Origin of the sequence: Frankia sp. AgB32, from assembly GCF_023243045.1 — a bacterium.
GTDB lineage: Bacteria > Actinomycetota > Actinomycetes > Frankiales > Frankiaceae > Frankia.
The window spans coordinates 1-18,695 of record NZ_JALKFX010000030.1 but is presented as its reverse complement, the minus strand read 5'-3'; the positions used below and the strand labels follow the sequence as shown (position 1 = coordinate 18,695).

The window sequence follows — 18,695 nt, the reverse complement described above, 5'->3', positions numbered from 1 at the left end:
ACCACCAGCAGCACCTACTGATCGTCGTCGAGGGCGTAGGAACCGTAGGTGACGGGCCCGGCAGGCACGTAGGTTGCGATGATCACTCCGGCGCTGGTGGTGCTGGTGCCGGTGAGGCGCAGCTTCGCCGGCGCCAGGCCGTCGGCGAAGAGTTTCAGGCCGGTGCCGAGGTGCACCGGGAAGATCATCAGGCGGTACTCGTCGACGAGGTCGTGCTCGATGAGCGTGTGCGCGAGCCGGCCGCTGCCATGGACCTGCAGCTCCCGACCCGGCTGGCGCTTGAGCTCGGTCACGGCGGCGGGGACGTCGCCCGCCAGCAGACGCGCGCCGGGCCAGTCGACGCCGGCCAGCGTCGTCGACGCGACGTGCTTGGGCAGCGTGTTCAGTGCCCTCGCGACCGGGTTGTCCGGCTCGGTCACCCGCGGCCAGTGCCCGGCGAAGATCTCGTAGGTCCGCCGGCCCAGCAGGAAGGCGTCGGCCTGGGCGAACCAGCCGTCGATCGCCGCGCCGAAGTCCTCGTCGCCGTGGTCGAACGACCAGCCGCCGTGCTCGAAGCCGCTGGAGCGGTCCTCGTCCGGGCCGCCGGGGGCCTGCATGACGCCGTCGAGGGTGAGGAAGGTGTGCAGGGTGAGTCGCATGTCGATCTCCCAGGTCGGGGTGCCGGGCCGCATCACCACCTTGGACAACGCGCAGCCGTGGATCTCATCGCGACGCGCCCGCGGTCGTGCGCCGCGATGACATCCCGCCCGTCGCTATGACAACATTGTTGTCATGTCCCAGGAACGCGGATCTGCCCTCTACGAGCTGCTGAGGTGCGTCCGGCCGCTGGTGCTGAACTCCGCGCGGGTGGTCGAGGCCGCGCTGCGGCCGCACGGGCTGACGGTGGGCGGCCGGGCGGTGCTGGAGATGCTCGTCGACCGTGGCCCCATGACCGCGCCGGCCATCGCGGCCAGGCTGGATCTCGCCCGCCAGGGCGTGCAGCGCCACGTCAACGAGCTGCTCGCGCTCGGCTATGTCGAGAGCCGGGTGAATCCGGCGCACCGCCGGTCGTCGCTGATCGTGCCCACCTCCGCCGGGGCGGCCGTGTTCGCGCTGATCCGCCGCGACGAGCTGCGGGACCTGGCCACGCTCGCGCCGGGCTGCTCGGCGGACGAGATCGCCGTCGCCACCCGGGTGCTGCGGGCCGTCGAGGAGAGCGTCCGGGACCGGGCGCACCCGCTGGTCCGGGCCGCCGACGCGGGGAGTGCCGCCCATGCCTGATGAGACCGAACTCGCCGCGCTGACCAGGGGCAACCGGCTCATGATCGCGGACGTGCTGGCGGGGCTGGACGATGCCCAGTGGCAGGCCCCGAGTCTGTGCGCCGGGTGGACGGTCGGCACGCTCGCCGCCCACCTGCTCCAACCCATGCTCGTCGGGTTCGGCCAGTTCGTTCGCGTCGCACTGCGCCACCGGGGAGACACGAATCGCACCGTCGACCACCTCGCCCGCCAGCTCGCCGGGCGACCCCGCAGCCAGACCGTCGAGGACCTCCGCCGGCACGCGGCCGATCGGACCAACCCGCCGCGGGTCGGCCCGATCGGCCCGTTCGCCGAGACCTGCATCCACCTGCGGGACATCGCCCGCCCCCTCGCCCTGTCCGTCGACGTGCCGGCGCAGCACTGGCGTCTGCTGCTCACCCACCTTGTCGCCCCGCGTGCCGCCCGCGCGCTGATCGTCCCTGGTACGACCGCCGGCCTGCGGCTGAGGGCCACCGACACGGACTGGGAACACGGCGCGGGCACCCTCGTCACCGGCCCCGCCGAGGCGTTGGGTATGGCCCTCACCGGGCGCCCCGCGGCCCTCGCCGACCTCGACGGACCGGGAGTGGCCCGGCTCGCGGCGCGGATCCCGACCGCCTGACGACGTCCGTGGTCAGCCCTCGGCGGGACGGGACGGGTGTCGCAGGAGTGCGGCCACGGCGAGCGCGGCCAGGGCGGTCGCGGCGGCGCCGCCGAGCAGGGCGACGCCCATGCCGTCGACGAACGCCGCCTGCGCGTGGCCGCGGATCGGCTCGCCCAGGTGGGCGGCCAGGCCGAACGACGAGCGGGCCTTCTCGGCGACGGCCGGCGGCACGGCGGCGGGCAGCGCCAGGTGCGAACGGTAGGCCGAGCCGAGCAGGCTGCCGAGCACGGCGATGCCGAGCGCGCCGCCGAGCTCGCGGGACAGGTCGTTGACGGCCGAGCCGACGCCCTGCAGCCGGGCGGGCAGGCTGTCGGTGATCGCGGTCGTGGCGGGCGTCATCGCGAGCCCCATGCCGAGGCCGAGCGGGTACAGCCCGGCCGCGACGAGCAGGTACGAGCTGTCCTGCGTCAGCCGGGACAGCACCACCAGGCCGACGGTCGCGAGTACCAGCCCGGCGACGCAGCAGACGCGGGCGCCGACCCTGGCCACGATCTTCGGGGCGAGCCGGGCGGCGGGCATCAGGCCCGCGGTCAGCGGCAGCACGCTGACCGCGGCGACCAGCGGGCTGTCGCCGCGGACGAGCTGGAGGTACTGCATCGCGACGAAGATCATGCCGAAGAAGGCGAAGAACTGCAGGAAGATCGACAGCGTCCCGGCCGCGAACCGCGCCCGGGTGAACAGCCGCGGGTCCAGCAGCGGCGAGGTCGTGCGCAGCTCCCAGGCGACGAACCCGACCAGCAGCGCCAGGCCGATGCCGAGCCCGGTCAGGGTCGCTGCGGACAGCCAGCCGTGCTCCGGCGCCTCGATGATCGAGTAGACGAGCGCGCCGAGGCCCGCGACCGACAGCAGGGCACCTACGACGTCGATCGGCGGGGTGTCGGTGTCGGCCGAGTCGGGGACGAACCGCCAGGTCCCGGCGATCGAGACGGCAGCGAGCCCGACACCGAGGACGAACACGGCCCGCCACGAGAACGCCTCCAGCAGCAGGCCGGAGGCGAGCACGCCGAGGATGGCGCTCGACCCGGCGACCGCCGCCCAGACACCGACCGCCGCCGCCCGCCGTTCCCGCGGGAACGTCCCGGTGATCGTCGACAGGGTCGCCGGCATCACCAGCGCGCCGCCGAGGCCGAGCCCGCAGCGCAGCCCGATCAGCGCCGACGCACTGCTGGTGAACGGCGCCGCCGCCGCGGCGGCGCCGAAGATGACCAGGCCGGCGAGCAGGGCGCGGCGTCGCCCGAACCGGTCGCCGAGCGCGCCCGCCGGCAGCAGCAGCGCGGCGAAGAACAGGCTGTACGCGTCAATGATCCAGGAGAGTCGGGTCTGCGAGGCGTGGGTGTCCGCGGCGATCGACGGCAGCGCGACGTTCAGCGACGACATGGCGGACACGACGGTGGCCAGGGCGAGGCACGTGACCACCAGCACCCTGGTGTGGCCCGCGCCCGGTGCCGCGGTCCGCCGATCCGCGGCTCCCGCTGGCAGCTGCTCGTCGCGCTCGTCGTACGTGGCGGGCTGCCCGTCGGGCTTGGTGGGCCGCCCGTCGGGCTTGGTAGGTACGGCGAGTGGCGTGGGTGGGGTGGTCGGTGGGGTCATCTCGAGGGTCCTCCAGCTTCGGTGCGGCTGGACTCACCGTGGGCGCTGCGGCTAACGTAGTTCAACCGTGATGAATTCTTCGTCGCGGCGCGGGCGGCGGCCCGGTAGCCCGGACGTGCGCGCCGAGATCCTCGCCGTGGCGCGAGCCCGGTTCCGTCGGGAGGGCTTCGACGCGGTCACGATGCGTTCCCTTGCTGCGGACGCGGGCGTCGACGCGGCGCTGATCAGCTACTACTTCGGTTCCAAGGCCGGCCTGTTCGCGGCGGTCCTCGAACTCACCCTCAGCCCGGCGGACCTGCTGGCGAGCCTGCTGCAGGGAGACCTGGAGACGCTGCCACAGCGGCTCATCCCCACCCTGGTGAAAACGTGGGACAACCCCGACACCGGGGTGCCGCTGCTGGCCGCCATGCGCGCGGCGGCAAGCGATCCCCAGTTCGCGGCGATGCTGCGCGACGGGATCCACGGCCAGATGGTCGAACGCCTCGCCGACCGGATCGGCGGCGCCGACGCCCACCGCCGGGCCGGCGCCTTCGTCGCCCAGGTCGGCGGACTCATCCTCACCCGCTACGTCATCGCCGCGGATCCGCTCGCGTCGATGACCGCCGATGAAATCGTCCGGGCTCTGGGCCCCGCGATGCGCACCGCGCTGTTGGGCCCGCTGCCGGCCCGACCGCACCCCGCACGCTGACACCAGTGCGGCGACCGTCCCCGCGGCGTGGATCAGTGGGAGCTGTGGATCAGTTGGAGCTGAGGTCCCAGAGACGGACGGTCTTGTCGTTGCTGGCGCTGGCGAGGATGTGGCCCTGCGGCGCATACGCCACCGACATCACGGTGCCGGTGTGGCCGGTCAGCGGAGTGCCCAGCGGCCGCGGCTGCCGGAGGTCGCTGACATCCCACAGCCGCACGGTGTGATCGCCGCTGGCGGTGGCGAGGGTGCCTCCGTCCGGCGCGAATGCCACCGACCCCACCCAGGCGCCGTGGCCGGTCAGCGGGGTGCCGAGCGGCTGCGGCCGCCGGGGGTCGCTGACGTCCCACAGGATTACCGAGTGGTCCTTGCCGCCCGCGCCGGCGGCAAGGGTGCGCCCGTCGGGCGCGAACGCGACCGACCAGATGAGCATGTGGTGCGTGAAGGGTTCACCGAGGGGTCGGACCTGACCCGGGTCAGTGACGTCCCACAGCAGGACCGAATGGTCGTCGCCGGCGGTGGCGAGAGTGCGTCCGTCCGGCGCGAAGGCGACGGAGCGCACCGAGTTGGTGTGCCTGGTGAGCGGGGAGCCGACCGGATGGCCGTGGTCCGGATCGGTGACGTCCCAGAGCCGCACCGTGTGGTCGTCGCTCGCGGTCGCGAGGAGGCGTCCGACTGGTGAGAACGCCACCGACCAGACCCCGCGGCTGTGCCCGGACAGCGGAGCACCGACGGCGCGGGCCTGTTCCGGCTTGCTGACATCCCACAGTTGCACCGAGTGGTCCTCGCTGGCGGTGGCGAGGAGGTCTCCGTCTGGTGAGAACGCCAACTGCTGGATCCCGCGGTGATGATGCCGCTTGAGGTCGCTGATCAGCAGAGGTTCAGCGGGGTCGCTGACATCCCACAGTCGGACCACCGCCTTGGCTCCGGCCGCGGCCAAGGTGGAGCCGTTCGGGGAGAACCGTGCCGACGCCACCCAGCCGTCGTGGCCGGTGAGGAAACGGGGGATCAGCCGGGGTACGGGCCGGACCGTCGGCTGGGGCACGAGGTGGGGCGCCGGCTGGGGTGCGGGTTGGGTCGCGGGTTGGGGCGCCGGCTGGGGTGCGGGTTGGGTCGCGGGTTGGGGCGCCGGCTGGGGGACGGCTCGGGAGCCGGGGAAGGGCACATCATTTACCGGGGGTTGATTGCGAGGCTGGATCTGAGGCGGGAACGCTGGCTTGTTCTCTGGTTTCCTCCGGCCATCCACCGCTGCCCTCACCGCCGCGAGTAGCCGGCGGCGGACTCTGTCCTCGTCGAGGCCGACCAGATCGACTGTGACGCGGGCGCGCAGGAGCCTCGGCGGCTCGCAATGCCCGATCTGGACGGGCAGCAGTTTGCGTTCGAACCCGTTCGGGTCGGCCGCCTGCGCGGCATGCCATTCCTCCCCGGCGTAGAAGGATTGCAGGTAGGCGCTCGACAGCACCGAAATTGTCCGGGTGGCGCGGGACATACCTTCCGCCATCTGGACCTGCCAGTCCGAGCCGGGCACGAAGTCCTATGCCTGGATCAGCGTGGTGAAACCCGCCTCCTCCAACGTCCAGGCGATCCACACCGCCCACGGCTCATCCTGAGCGGTGTAGGAGACGAAGAAGTCCCACCCGGTCGCCCCCGAGCTCTCGCCTGCTAAGTCAACCCCCGACATAATGCAACATTCTCCTCCACCGGCGGCGCGCGCGCCGCAAAAAGGCCGACCTCGTCGACGAGTCAGGGGATGACTCCATTCCACGAGCGGCCTACCAGCGGTTTCGTCGTTACCTCCACCGATCGGTTGATGCGGGCCCTCCACCGCGTGGCCCGCACCTGTAGCCGGCGGGGCGATATTGCGGGCGGCGTTCCTGCGGGATCGTCGAAACCGTCCACGACAGCGGTACACGCGGAAGGACGGATCCGATGACGGTCGTCGAGGTGGCTCGGCTGCACAAGGCGTATGGCGCACGCGTCGCCGTGCGCGACATCTCCTTCTCCGTCGCCGAAGGCGAGATCTTCGGCCTGCTCGGGCCGAATGGCGCGGGGAAGACGACGACGGTGGAATGCGTCGCGGGGCTGCGCCGGCCCGACGGCGGCGCGGTGCGGGTGCTCGGGCACGACCCGGCGCGCGACCGTGCGGCGGTGACGGCGAGCCTCGGTGTCCAGCTCCAGGACAGCGACCTGCAGCCGAACCTGCGGGTCCGCGAGGCGCTGGCGCTGTTCGCCTCCTTCTACCCGCGGCCCGCCGACCCGGACGAGCTGCTCGACGTCCTCGGCCTCGGCGCGCAGGCCGGCGTCCGGTTCGGGAAGCTGTCCGGCGGGCAGCGCCAGCGGCTGTCCATCGCGCTGGCGCTGATCGGCCAGCCGAAGGTGGCGATCCTCGACGAGCTGACGACCGGCCTGGACCCGGCGGGCCGCCGCGACACCTGGGAGCTCATCTCCGCGGTGCGTGACCGGGGCGTCACGGTCCTGCTCGTCACCCACTTCATGGCCGAGGCCGAGCGGCTGTGCGACCGGGTCGCGGTCATCGACGCCGGCCGGGTCGTCGCCTGCGACTCGCCGTCCGCGCTGACCACCCGCCTCGACGCACAGCAGCGCATCCGCTTCGTGCCGTCCGCGCCGCTCGACGACGCCCAGCTCGCCGCGCTGCCCGGCGTCGAGTCCGTCAGCCGGCACGGCGACGAACTGCTGGTCGTCGGCGACGCCGACGCGCTGTCGGTGCTCACCACGTACCTGGCCCGGGCCGGCGTGCTCGCCCACCGGCTGCGCGTCGAACAGCCCAGCCTCGACGACGCCTACCTCGCGCTGACGTCGACCCACGCGTCCTGAACCGCGAACCCGTCAACGGCCCGGCCCACATCGAACTCAGGAGGATCCGATGACCTCGACCACTCATCCTGTGCCGTCAGCCTCGCCGACCTCGTCAGCCTCGCCGACCTCGTCGACCTCGCCGGCGCGTCCACACCCGTTCTGGCAGCTCGTTCGGGTCGAGGCGCGGCTGTTCGCCCGGTCGCCCGCCGCCGTGGTCTGGACGGCGCTGCTGCCCATCGCCGCGATCATCGTGCTGGGGGTCGTGCCCGGGACCAGGCGCCCGAGCGGCTCCCTCGGCGGCCTCAGCCCGCTGCGGGTCTACCTGCCGATCCTGATGATGTACGTGCTCCTGCTGTCGGCGGCGAACCTGCTGCCGGCGGTGCTGTCCAGCTACCGGGAGAGAGGCATCCTGCGCCGGCTGTCGACCACACCGGTGCCGCCGTCGCGCCTGCTCGGCGCGCAGGGCCTGATCTACCTCGGCGTAGGGGTCGCCATCGACATCGTCCTGCTCGTGGTCGCGATCTGCTGTGGTGTCCCGGTGCCGCGCCAGCTGCCCGGCTTCGTGCTCTCGATGCTGCTGGTGGCCGCGGCGACCCTGGGCATCGGGATGCTGATCACGGCGTTCGCCCGGACCGAGCGGATCGCGAGCGCGCTGGGCATGGTGGTGTTCTTCCCGATGCTGTTCTTCGCCGGCATGTGGATCCCCCGCCCGACGATGCCGCACCTCCTGCGCACGATCAGCGACTTCAGCCCGCTCGGTGCCGGCGTCCGCGCGGTCGGGGCGTCCCTGGAAGGGCACTTTCCGGCTGCCTCGCCGCTGCTGGTTCTCCTCGCCTACGCGGTCGGCTGCGGCGCGATCGCGGCCCGCCGGTTCCGGTGGCAGTGACACGATGGTCGGTATGAGCGTCGAGACCCCCACCGACGCCGTGTCGATACCGGCCCCGGCCCCGCCGCCGGCTGTGGCCCCGGCCCGGTCGGCGGTCGCGGGCACGGTGCTGTCGGCGGCCGAGGCTGTGCGGTCGGGACAGGCGGCGGCGGGCTCGATGGTCTCGCCGGCGGCGGTGGCCTGGCAGACCCGGTCCGACCGGATCGCCCGCCGGCTGGTGCTGCCGACGCTGGCCGTCTCGGTGCTGCTCACCGTGATCACCCTGCCCGAGCTGGATGCCTACCGGTCCCACCTGCGGGTCGGCGTCCCGGTGGCGGTCGTGGCCGTGGTGTGGTCGCTGGGGCTGCTTGGCTATCCGGTCGTCGGCGTGCCGCTGCGGACCAGGCGGATCGTGTTCAGCGTCCACCTGGCGCTGGCCGCGGTGCTCGTCTGGGCGGACCCGTGGTTCGGCGTGTTCGCCTTCACCGGCTACTTCTTCGCCGATGAGCTCGGCCGGCGCGGCCGGATCATCGGCTTCACCGCGACCGCGCTCGTCCTCGCCGGCTCGCAGACCGCCGGCTACCCGAACGGCTCCGTCGCCCACACCGTCACCTACCTGATCATGGGCGGTTTCAACGTGGTGGCCGTGCTCAGCATGGTCCGCCTGATGAACCGGGTGCTGGAGCAGAACATCGAACGCGGCCACATGATCGCCGAACTCGCCGAGGCGAACGACCGGCTGCGGACGACGATGGACGAGAACGTCGGTCTGCACGCCCAGCTGCTCACCCAGGCCCGCGAGGCCGGCGTCGCCGAGGAGCGCAGCCGGCTGGCCGGGGAGATCCACGACACCCTTGCCCAGGGCTTCGCCGGCATCATCACCCAGCTTGAGGCCGCCCGGCGCGCCGGCGTCGACCCGGCCGAGCACGACCGGCACCTGGAGCTCGCCGACGGCCTCGCCCGGGACAACCTCACCGAGGCCCGTCGCTCGGTGCGGGCCCTGCGTCCCGAGCAGCTCGAGCAGGCCAGCCTCCCCGAGGCCCTGGCGAAACTGACTCGCGACTGGACGCTGCGGGCGCAGCTCCCGGCGGACGTGGTCACCACCGGCGAGACCGTCCGCGCCGCCGCCGAGATCGAGACCGCGGTGTTCCGCATCGCCCAGGAGGCCCTCGCCAACGTCGCCCGCCACGCCCAGGCCACCCGCGCCCGACTCACCCTCACCTACCTCGACGACACGCTGCTGCTCGATGTCGCCGACGACGGCAGCGGCTTCCACCCGTCGGCCGGCCCACCACCCGGCCGCTTCGGCCTGACCGGCATGCGCCGCCGCGCCGAGTCGCTCGCCGGAACCCTCAGTGTCGAGTCCACCCCGGGCGAGGGCACCACGATCAACGCCACCTTCCCCCTAACAGACCCGTCGACCCCCCTCACGGACCCGCCGACCCGCGGCGCGGAGCCGGCCCGATGAGCGGGGCGGCGGCCGGGCCGATCCGGCTGCTGATCGTCGACGACCATCCGATCGTCCGTGACGGGCTGCGCGGGGTGTTCGCCGGCGACCCGGACTTCGCCGTCGTCGCGGAGGCCGCAGACGGCGCCGAAGCCGTCACGCGCGCCGAGGCCGTCGAGGTCGACGTGATCCTGATGGACCTCCGGATGCCCGGGATGGGCGGCGTCGAGGCCATCACCCGCCTACGGGCACTGGGCAATCCCGCCCGCGTGCTGGTGCTCACCACGTTCGACAGCGATCGGGACGTCCTGCCGGCGATCGAGGCCGGCGCCACCGGCTACCTGCTCAAGGACGCCCGCCGCGACGAGCTCATCCGCGCCGTGCGGGCGGCCCACGCGGGACAGTCGGTGCTCGCCCCGTCCGTCGCCGGCACGCTGATGGGCCGGGTCGGCGCCCGCGAACCCGACAGCCTCAGCCCCCGCGAACGCGACGTGCTGCGCCTGGTCGCCGCCGGTGCCACCAACCAGGCCGCCGCCCGCGAACTCATGGTCAGCGAGGCCACGATCAAGACGCATCTCATCCACCTGTACAACAAACTCGGCGTCCGCGACCGCGCCGCCGCCGTGGCCGTCGCCTACGAACGCGGCATCCTCGGCTGACCGGCAACCGGCCGCGGCACCGGCGCTGATCTGTCCAGGCGGCCCCCGGGCTCATGCTTCCACGTGGCCGCGGATGCGGTTGACGGCGAGGTTGAGGCCAGGGCTGGCCTGCGTGCGGCGAAATCCTGGTAATGGTGCATTACCGCCGTCCTGCTGGCCAGCGGCCCCTTACTGCCCGACAGAATCGTGATCACCCGCCGTCCGGGCTGACGCACGTACCCGCACCCCGCCGACGTCCTGGATGCCGTGCCGTGAGGGGCTGCTCTGTCCACAGGAGCTGTGCCGTCCACAGGAGTCGAACATGAGTTCGACATCCGAGTGCGCGGCGACCTACGGTTCGCCCATGGTCATGGACGGGGACGACGGTGTCAGCGGCGCGGTCGGGAGTGGACTGGCCGCGCGGCTGGCGGTGATCGGTGAGCTGGTCGGCGGCAGGCTGACGGAGTATCCGTGGCGGTTGCCCGCCGGGCGGAGGCGACGTTCCCGGGCATCTGGACGACTGCGGTCAGGGCCCGGCGGGCGGCTTCTCCGCCTGGGCGGCCGGGCGTTGGCCGGAGTCGATCTCACCAGCACACGGCTCCGTCGGCTCGCCGAACTCGACAGGGAGGTGGGGCCCGGGCGGGAGGTGCTGCGCCGCCGCGTTGTCCGGCTCGGCGATGGGCCCGAGGGCTGGCGGAGCTTCGGCGGCGGGCAGGGCGAGGACCATGGTGAGACCGCCGCCTGGGGTCTCCTCGGGGGTGAGGGTGCCGTGCATGGCCTCGGTGAGGCCGCGGGACAGAGCGAGGCCGAGGCCGACGCCGGTGGTGTTGTCGCGGTCGCCGAGGCGCTGGAACGGCTGGAACACCCGCTCGCGGGCGGCGGCGGGGATGCCGGGGCCATGATCGACGACCCGCAGCTCGACCCGGTCGGCGAGGCTGCTGGCGGTGATCGTCGGTGGGCGGTCGGCGGGGGCGTGGCGCAGGGCGTTGGCGACCAGGTTGACCAGCACCCGCTCCAGCAGCGCCGGGTCGGCGGTCACGGTCGGCAGGTCGTCGGGCAGGCGGATGGGGATGGCGCGGGCCGGCGGGCCGAGCTCGTCGAGGGCGTGCGGGACGACGTCCTCCAGCCCGATCGGGCGGGGGAACACGGACAGTGCCCCGGCCTGCAGGCGGGACATGTCCAGCAGGTTCTCCACCAGGCGGGTCAGCCGGTCGAGGGACTCGTCGGCGGTGGCGAGCAGCTCGTCGCGTTCGCCTGCGGCGAGCAGGGCGCTGCCGCCCCGCAGTCCGGTGACGGCGGCCTTCGCGGCGGCCAGCGGCGTGCGCAGATCATGACTGACGGCGGCGAGCAGGGCGGTGCGGACCCGGTCGGCCTCGGCGATCGGCGCGGCCTCCGCGGCGGCCTCGGCCAGCCGGCGGCGTTCCAGGGCAACGGCGGCCTGGGCGGCGAACGCGGTGAGGATCCGCCGGTCGGCGGCCGGCAGCGGCCGGCCGGTCAGCACGAGCGCCAGATCGTCGCCGACCGGCACGTCGACCGCACCGTCCTCCGGCCGCCGGCACGGATCCTGCCCGACGGACAGCACAGTTCGCCAACCGTCCTCCCCACCCAGACGGGGATCTTCGTCGCCGTGCCCGCCGCTGCCGGCTTCCTCTGCTCGCACGGCTGCGACCGCGCCAGCTGGCGAGCGTTCGAGAAGGGTCGCCGACGTCATGCCGAAGGTCTCCCGGGCGCGGTCGAGCAGGGCCGGCAGCGCGTCCTCGCCGCGCAGCACGCTGCCGGCGAGCATGGACAGCGTCGCCGCCTCCGCGGAGGCGCGTACGGCCTGGCCGTAGCGGCGGGCGGAGGTGTCGACGACGCGGCTGACCATGGCGGCGACGAGGACGAAGCCGGCGACGGCGAGCGCGTCGTTGGTGTCCGAGATCGACCAGTGGTGCAGTGGCGGCGCGAAGTAGTAGTTCAGCAGCAGGGCACTGGCCAGCGCGGACAGCAGGGCGGGCCAGAAGCCGCCGACGATCGACGCGGCCACCACGACGATCAGGTAGCCGAGGATGTCGATGGCCAGGTTGACGGTGTCGCGGCCTTGGACGAGCAGCGCGGTCAGCGCCGGCAGCAGCGCGAGTGTGAGCGCCGTGGCGATGAGCCGGCGGCGCGGCGCCAGACCGCTGCGGCGGACCCGGGGCAGCCGCCAGCCGGAGCCGACCTCGGCGTGGGTGACCATGTGCACGTCGATCGGACCGGACCGGTTCGTGGTCGTCACGCCGATGCCGGGGCTCAGGATCCGGGCGAGGCGGCTGCGGCGGCTCGCGCCGAGCACGAGCTGGGTGGTGTTCGACGCGCGGGCGAAGTCGAGCAGCGCCGCCGGTACATCGTCGCCGACGACCTGGTGGAAACTGCCGCCGAGGCGCTCGACCAGGGCGCGCTGGCGGGTCAGGGCCGCGGGGTCGGCTCCGGTGAGCCCGTCGGAGCGGACGACGTGCACGGCGAGCAGCTCCGCGCCCCTGCCGCGGGCGGCGATGCGGGCGGCGCGGCGGATCAGCGTGTCGCCCTCGGGGCCGCCGGTGAGCGCGACGACGACCCGTTCCCGGGTCTCCCAGACGCCGCCGATGCCGTGCTCGGCGCGGTAGCGGTCGAGCTGGTCGTCGACCTTGCCGGCGAGCCACAGCAGGGCGAGTTCGCGCAGCGCGGTGAGGTTGCCGGGGCGGAAGTAGTTCGCCAGCGCCGCGTCGATCCTCTCCGCGGCGTAGATGTTGCCGTGCGCCATCCGGCGCCGCAGCGCCTCGGGCGCCATGTCGACGAGCTCGACCTGGTCGGCCTGGCGGACCACCGCGTCAGGCACGGTCTCCCGCTGCTGGACCTTCGTGATCGTCGCGACGACGTCGTTGAGGGACTCCAGGTGCTGGACGTTGACGGTGGAGATGACGTCGATGCCGGCGGCGAGCAGCTCCTCGACGTCCTGCCAGCGCCTGGCGTTGCGGCTGCCCGGGACGTTGGTGTGCGCGAGCTCGTCGACGACCGCCACCTGCGGGGCGCGGGCCAGCACCGCGTCGAGGTCCATCTCGGTGAAGGTCGCGCCGCGATGGTCCAGGAACCGCCGGGGGACGACCTCCAGATCGTCGAGCATGGCCGCGGTCTGGTGCCGGCCGTGCGTTTCGACCAGCCCGACAACGACGTCGGTGCCCCGGTCGCGGCGGCGGCGTGCCTCGTCGAGCGCGGCGTACGTCTTGCCGACCCCGGGCGCCGCCCCCAGGTAGATGCGCAGAGTTCCTCGTCCCACGCCAACCATGGTGCACCCGTCCGGCCTGCGCGGGAACCGCCGGAACGCCCGGACCCACCGGTTTTCCTAGATCGATGTTAGTGGGCTGTGAGAATCGGACGGGGGACCGTGAGAACCCTGTGAGCGAACGTCCGTTTCGGCTTTCTTCGCGCTTTACTTGGAGCCCTGTCGGGGTGAAGGAGGGGGCGCATGCAAGACGTGGTGTACGTCCTGCTGACGCTGGGTTGTTTCGCGCTGCTGGCGCTTGTCCTGCGAGGGGTAGAAAGGCTGTGAACGCGGAGAACATCGCCGGCCTGGTGCTGTCGATCGGACTCGGGATATTCGTGCTTGCCGCACTGCTGTTTCCGGAACGGTTCTGATGTCCACGAACGTCGCAGGTGCGCTGGCGGTGGCGCTGTTGGTCGCGGCGCTTGTGATCACCTATCGCCCGCTCGGCGACCACATGTACCGGGTGTATACGGACCGACGGCATCTGCGGATCGAGCGGGCGATCTACCGGCTCACCGGCGTGCACCCGGACTCCGGTCAGCGCTGGCCGGTCTACGCCCGCGGCGTACTGGCGTTCTCACTGGTCAGCGTGCTGTTGCTGTACCTGCTGGAACGAGTGCAGTCGCATCTGCCGCTCGGTCTCGGGTTTGCCGGGGTGGCCCCGCCGCTGGCCTGGAACACCGCGGTCAGCTTCATGACGAACACGAACTGGCAGGCGTACTCCGGCGAGTCGACCATGGGCCACCTCGTGCAGATGGCCGGCCTGGCCGTGCAGAACTTCCTGTCCGCCGCGGTCGGCATCTCGGTGGCGATCGCCGTGGTCCGCGGCCTCACGCGGCGCCGGGCCTTGGCCAGCGCAGGCGACCCGGGACGGTCGGGCGACCCGGGACGGCCGAGCCGCGGGGGAGCGGCGGGCCGCGCGGGTGGTGCTGCCGGCGGCGGCGGCCCGGGCAGCACCGGTGACGAGCTGGGGAACTTCTGGGTCGACCTGACGCGCACGGTGATCCGCATCCTGCTGCCGGTCTGTGTGCTGGCCGCGATCGTGCTGATCGCCGGCGGGGCGATCCAGAACCTGCACGGCGACCGCGTCGTCGCCACCCTCGCCGGCGGACACCAGACGATCACCGGCGGCCCGGTCGCCAGCCAGGAGGCGATCAAGGAGTTCGGCACCAACGGCGGCGGCTTCTACAACGTCAACTCGGCGCATCCGTTCGAGAACCCGACGTCCTGGACGAACCTGTTCGAGATCTACCTGCTGCTCGCCATCGCGTTCTCGCTGCCGCGGGCCTTCGGTCGGATGGCCGGCGACCGCCGACAGGGCCTCGCGATCGTCTCCGTGATGGCCGTGCTGGCGCTGGGCAGCTTCGCCATCGGCGCCGCGTTCCAGGCCGTGCACCACGGCACCGTGCCCACGGCGGTCGGCGCCGCCACGGAGGGCACCGAGACCCGCTTCGGCGTGCCGAACTCGTCGTTGTTCGCCAGCGCGACGACCCTTACCTCGACCGGCGCGGTCAACTCGTTCCACGACTCCTACACCAGCCTCGGCGGCGCCACCCTGCTGTTCAACATGATGCTTGGTGAGGTCGCCCCCGGCGGTACCGGCTCGGGCCTTTACGGAATGCTGGTGCTGGCCGTCGTCACCGTGTTCGTGGCCGGCCTGATGATCGGACGGACACCCGAATACCTCGGAAAGCGGATCGGCTCGCGGGAGATCCGGTTCGCCGCGCTCTACTTTCTCATCACCCCGATTCTCGCGCTGCTCGGCACCGGAATTGCGATGGGGCTGCCCGGTGAACGGGCCGGCATGCTCAACTCCGGGGCGCACGGCCTTTCCGAGGTGCTCTACGCGTTCACCTCGGCGGCGAACAACAACGGCTCGGCATTCGCCGGAATCGGCGTGAACACCACCTGGTACAACACCGCGCTGGGTCTCGTGATGCTGTTCGGCCGCCTGTTGCCGATGCTGTTCGTCCTGGGCATGGCCGGCTCGTTCGCCAGACAGGAACCGGTGCCGGTGACCGCGGGCACCCTGCCCACGCACCGCCCGCAGTTCGCCGGGATGCTCGCCGCCGTCGCGGTGGTCCTCGTCGCGCTGACGTTCTTCCCGGCTCTCGCGCTCGGTCCGCTCGCGGAAGGGATCCACTCGTGAGTACCACCCTGATCGCCCCGCCCGGCGCCGGTGGCGCGCCGCGCGACTCCCGGCCCGGTGCCGGCCCGCGGCGGGTCGGCGGCGGGCTGCTCGACCCGCGCCAGCTGCTGCGTGGCCTGCCGGACGCGCTGCGCAAGCTCGACCCGCGGACGCTCTGGCACAACCCGGTCATGTTCATCGTCGAGGTCGGCGCGGTGTTCACCACCGTGCTGGCGGTCGGCAACCCGTCGGTGTTCGGCTGGCTGATCACCGGCTGGCTCTGGCTGACGGTGGTCTTCGCGAACCTGGCCGAAGCGGTCGCCGAGGGCCGTGGCAAGGCCCAGGCGGCGGCACTGCGCCGGACCCGCACGGACACGATCGCCCGCCGGCTCACCGGCTGGTCGCCCGGCGATCCGCTGGACGCGGCCACCCACACCGGGCAGGGCACCGGTTCCGGCAGCGGCAGCGGCAGCGTGGGGACAGCCGTGAGCGGGGTGGAGGTTGCCGAGGTGCCGGCGCCCCAGCTTGCCCGCGGCGACTACGTCGTCGTGGTCGCGGGGGAGCTCATCCCCGGCGACGGCGACATCGTGGAGGGCATCGCCAGCGTGGACGAGTCGGCGATCACCGGCGAGTCGGCGCCGGTGATCCGGGAGTCCGGCGGCGACCGGTCCTCGGTGACCGGCGGGACGAAGGTGCTCTCCGACCGGATCGTCGTGCGGATCACCCAGCAGCCGGGGGAGAGCTTCATCGACCGGATGATCCGCCTGGTCGAGGGCGCCGACCGGCGCCGCACCCCCAACGAGATCGCCCTGAACATCCTGCTGGCGGCCCTCACTGTCATCTTCCTGCTCGCCGTCGCCACGCTGCAGCCGCTGGCGGTCTACACCAAGGCGTCGCAGCCCGCCGTCCCCGACTCGGCCGCGCTGACCAGTCACGGGATCACCGGCATCGTGCTGGTCTCGCTGGTCGTCTGCCTGATCCCGACGACGATCGGGGCGCTGCTGTCCGCGATCGGTATCGCCGGGATGGACCGGCTGGTGCAGCGCAACGTCCTGGCGATGAGCGGGCGGGCCGTCGAGGCCGCCGGCGACGTCGGCACCCTGCTGCTCGACAAGACCGGCACCATCACGTTCGGCAACCGGCAGGCGCGGGCGTTTCTGCCCGTCGATGGCATCGACGAGGCGATGCTCGCCGACGCCGCGCAGCTCTCCTCCCTCGCCGACGAGACACCCGAGGGCCGCTCGGTGGTCGTGTTCGCGAAGGAACGCCACGGCCTGCGGGAACGCTCGCCGGGTGAGCTGCGCGCGGCGACGTTCGTGCCGTTCACGGCGCAGACCAGGATGTCCGGGGTCGACCTGGCCGACCCGGACGCGGATCCTGGCAGGGCGGATCCTGGCAGTGAGGAAGGCATGCCGCGCCGCCAGATCCGCAAGGGCGCGGCCAGCGCGGTCGTCGCCTGGGTGCGCGCGACGGGCGCACCCGTGCCCCCGCAGCTCGGCGAGATCGTCGACGGCATCTCCGCGGCTGGCAGCACCCCGCTTGTCGTCGCCGAGACGACCCGGACCAGCACCAGCAGCGCCGGCGGGCCGGTCGCGACGCGCGCCCGGGTCCTTGGAGTCATCGAACTCGCGGACGTGGTCAAGACCGGCATGCGGGACCGCTTCGACGAGATGCGCCGGATGGGCATCCGCACCGTGATGATCACGGGCGACAACCCGCTGACCGCGAAGGCGATCGCCGAGGAGGCCGGCGTCGATGACTTCCTCGCCGAGGCGACCCCCGAGGACAAGCTCGCCCTCATCCGCGCCGAGCAGGCCAAGGGTCACCTCGTCGCGATGACCGGCGACGGCACGAACGACGCCCCGGCGCTGGCCCAGGCGGACGTCGGCGTGGCGATGAACACCGGCACGTCGGCCGCCAAGGAGGCCGGGAACATGGTCGACCTCGACAGCGACCCGACGAAGCTGATCGAGATCGTCGAGATCGGCAAGCAGCTGCTCATCACCCGCGGGGCGCTGACCACGTTCTCCATCGCGAACGACGTGGCGAAGTACTTCGCGATCATCCCGGCGATGTTCGCCGGGGTGTACGGCGGCCTGGACCGGCTCAACATCATGCGGCTGGCCACGCCGGAGTCGGCGATCCTGTCCGCGGTCATCTTCAACGCGCTCGTCATCGTCGCCCTGATCCCGCTGGCGCTGCGCGGCGTGCAGTACGTGCCGAGCAGCGCCTCGGCGTTGCTGTCGCGCAACCTGTCCCGTTACGGCGTCGGCGGCATCATCGCCCCGTTCGTCGGCATCAAGATCATCGACCTGTTGATCCAGTTCATCCCGGGAGTGGGCTGACCCATGTTCGCGCGACTTCCCGGCTGGGCCCGCCAGCACCTGGCCGCCCTGCGGATCCTGCTCGTGTTCACCGTCGTCGTCGGGCTCGCCTACCCGCTGGCGATCCTCGCCATCGCCCAGCTACCCGGGCTGCATGGCCGGGCCGAGGGCTCCTTCGTCACGGACGCGGCCGGCCACCGGGTCGGCTCCTCGCTCATCGGCCAGGACTTCACCGACGCGTCGGGCAACCCGGTGCCGGGCTACTTCCAGTCCCGCCCGTCGGCGGCCGGTGGCGGCTACGACCCGACGTCCACCTCGGCGTCGAACCTGGGGCCCGAGGACGTCGCCGACAGCTTCGACGACCCGGCCACCCGGGGTGTCGACGAGAGCCGGCAGAGCCTGCTCACCCAGGTCTGCACCCGCAGCCACGACATCGGCGCGTTCGACGGCGCCGACGGCCGGCGGCCGTACTGCACCGCCAGCGGTGTCGGTGCCGTGCTCGCCGTCTACCACGCCGGGCCCGGGTTCACCGGCCGGGTGACGAAGGTGGTCAGCGTGAACGAGCTGTGCCCGACGCGGCCGTTCCTCGTCACCTACGCCGGCGTGCCGGTGAGCTGCCGCACGCTGGCCGACGACATCACCGCCGGCCGACAGGTGCTGATCCGTGGTGACGCGCCCGCGCGTCCGGCCGTCCCCGCCGACGCGGTGACCGCCAGCGGCAGCGGTCTCGACCCGCAGATCAGTACCGCCTACGCTGACCTTCAGGTCGCCCGGGTTGCCCGGGCCCGCGGACTGGCGCCGGCCCGCGTCCAGTCGCTGGTGAAGGCGCACACGAGCGGGCGCGCGCTGGGCTTCCTCGGAGAACCGGCGGTCAACGTGCTGAACCTCAACCGGGCGCTGGACGCGCTCACCCCGGCACGGCAGTAGGCCGATGCCGGGTCGGCCGCCAGCCCCCCGGGCGCCCGGCCGGCGCACGCGCGCGCGAAGGGGAGGGGCG

General features: G+C 72.6%; 15 protein-coding genes and 1 pseudogene. 11 read left to right on the top strand and 5 right to left on the bottom strand.

Features of this window, described 5'->3' with window-relative positions:
• Positions 1-14: 14 nt before the first annotated feature.
• Entirely contained in the window at positions 15-677 is a 663-nt protein-coding gene (locus MXD60_RS11820; RefSeq protein ID WP_248819117.1) for a dihydrofolate reductase family protein, read from the bottom strand.
• Positions 678-771: 94 nt separating this feature from the next.
• Between MXD60_RS11820 and MXD60_RS11815 the strand changes: the two genes are divergently transcribed.
• Together MXD60_RS11815 and MXD60_RS11810 are read left to right on the top strand one after the other, a co-directional pair.
• Positions 772-1,260 carry a MarR family winged helix-turn-helix transcriptional regulator gene (locus MXD60_RS11815; RefSeq protein WP_248819077.1) on the top strand — a complete coding sequence of 163 codons (489 nt, stop codon included), beginning with the start codon at positions 772-774 and terminating at the stop codon, positions 1,258-1,260.
• The gene (locus tag MXD60_RS11810; RefSeq protein WP_248819076.1) at positions 1,253-1,900 is read left to right on the top strand and encodes a maleylpyruvate isomerase family mycothiol-dependent enzyme; all 648 of its coding nucleotides are present in this window, start codon (positions 1,253-1,255) and stop codon (positions 1,898-1,900) included. Before MXD60_RS11815 ends, MXD60_RS11810 begins: the two co-directional genes overlap by 8 nt.
• Positions 1,901-1,912: 12 nt before the next feature.
• Here MXD60_RS11810 and MXD60_RS11805 read toward each other — a convergent pair whose 3' ends face one another.
• Complete coding sequence (locus MXD60_RS11805; protein ID WP_248819075.1) at positions 1,913-3,532, bottom strand: MFS transporter; 1,620 nt, start codon at positions 3,530-3,532, stop codon at positions 1,913-1,915.
• Positions 3,533-3,602: 70 nt separating this feature from the next.
• On the opposite strand from MXD60_RS11805, the gene MXD60_RS11800 reads away from it, so the two are divergent.
• Positions 3,603-4,220: a TetR/AcrR family transcriptional regulator gene (locus MXD60_RS11800; protein ID WP_248819074.1), complete on the top strand. Its 618-nt coding sequence runs from the start codon at positions 3,603-3,605 to the stop codon at positions 4,218-4,220.
• Between the two features lie 49 nt (positions 4,221-4,269).
• Here the strand turns inward: MXD60_RS11800 and MXD60_RS29855 are convergent, their stop codons facing one another.
• A complete protein-coding gene (locus MXD60_RS29855) occupies positions 4,270-5,133 on the bottom strand; it encodes a WD40 repeat domain-containing protein (RefSeq protein WP_368861218.1) in 864 nt (287 codons plus the stop codon).
• Positions 5,128-5,898, bottom strand: a pseudogene (locus MXD60_RS29850) (toll/interleukin-1 receptor domain-containing protein); the annotation flags it as partial. The pseudogene MXD60_RS29850 and the gene MXD60_RS29855, both read right to left, overlap by 6 nt.
• A gap of 248 nt (positions 5,899-6,146) precedes the next feature.
• Between MXD60_RS29850 and MXD60_RS11785 the strand changes: the two are divergent.
• From MXD60_RS11785 to MXD60_RS11770, 4 genes are read left to right on the top strand one after another with little or no spacing between them, the layout of a single operon-like run.
• On the top strand, positions 6,147-7,052 hold the full coding sequence (locus MXD60_RS11785) for an ABC transporter ATP-binding protein (RefSeq protein WP_248819071.1): 906 nt from the start codon (positions 6,147-6,149) through the stop codon (positions 7,050-7,052).
• 49 nt (positions 7,053-7,101) lie between these two features.
• Positions 7,102-7,920 (top strand): ABC transporter permease, encoded by an 819-nt coding sequence (locus MXD60_RS11780; RefSeq protein ID WP_248819070.1) that lies wholly within the window; start codon positions 7,102-7,104, stop codon positions 7,918-7,920.
• A gap of 13 nt (positions 7,921-7,933) precedes the next feature.
• Positions 7,934-9,367, top strand: coding sequence for a sensor histidine kinase (locus tag MXD60_RS11775; RefSeq protein ID WP_248819069.1), 1,434 nt, complete (start codon positions 7,934-7,936; stop codon positions 9,365-9,367).
• Positions 9,364-10,005: a response regulator gene (locus tag MXD60_RS11770; protein ID WP_248819068.1), complete on the top strand. Its 642-nt coding sequence runs from the start codon at positions 9,364-9,366 to the stop codon at positions 10,003-10,005. The genes MXD60_RS11775 and MXD60_RS11770 overlap by 4 nt, the downstream gene beginning before the upstream one ends.
• Positions 10,006-10,510: 505 nt before the next feature.
• Here MXD60_RS11770 and MXD60_RS11765 read toward each other — a convergent pair.
• Entirely contained in the window at positions 10,511-13,267 is a 2,757-nt protein-coding gene (locus tag MXD60_RS11765; RefSeq protein ID WP_248819067.1) for a sensor histidine kinase, read from the bottom strand.
• A 260-nt stretch (positions 13,268-13,527) separates the two neighbouring features.
• Here MXD60_RS11765 and kdpF point away from each other — a divergent pair, with 260 nt between their 5' ends.
• Genes kdpF through MXD60_RS11745 form a run of 4 tightly spaced genes read left to right on the top strand, consistent with a single transcriptional unit; the run spans position 13,528 to position 18,625 of the window.
• A complete protein-coding gene (kdpF, locus tag MXD60_RS11760; protein ID WP_248819066.1) occupies positions 13,528-13,617 on the top strand; it encodes a K(+)-transporting ATPase subunit F in 90 nt (29 codons plus the stop codon).
• On the top strand, positions 13,617-15,395 hold the full coding sequence (gene kdpA / locus MXD60_RS11755) for a potassium-transporting ATPase subunit KdpA (protein WP_248819065.1): 1,779 nt from the start codon (positions 13,617-13,619) through the stop codon (positions 15,393-15,395). The genes kdpF and kdpA overlap by 1 nt, the downstream gene beginning before the upstream one ends.
• Positions 15,392-17,719 (top strand): potassium-transporting ATPase subunit KdpB, encoded by a 2,328-nt coding sequence (gene kdpB / locus MXD60_RS11750; protein ID WP_518467787.1) that lies wholly within the window; start codon positions 15,392-15,394, stop codon positions 17,717-17,719. The genes kdpA and kdpB overlap by 4 nt, the downstream gene beginning before the upstream one ends.
• Positions 17,720-17,722: 3 nt before the next feature.
• On the top strand, positions 17,723-18,625 hold the full coding sequence (locus MXD60_RS11745; protein ID WP_248819064.1) for a potassium-transporting ATPase subunit C: 903 nt from the start codon (positions 17,723-17,725) through the stop codon (positions 18,623-18,625).
• Positions 18,626-18,695 lie beyond the last annotated feature (70 nt).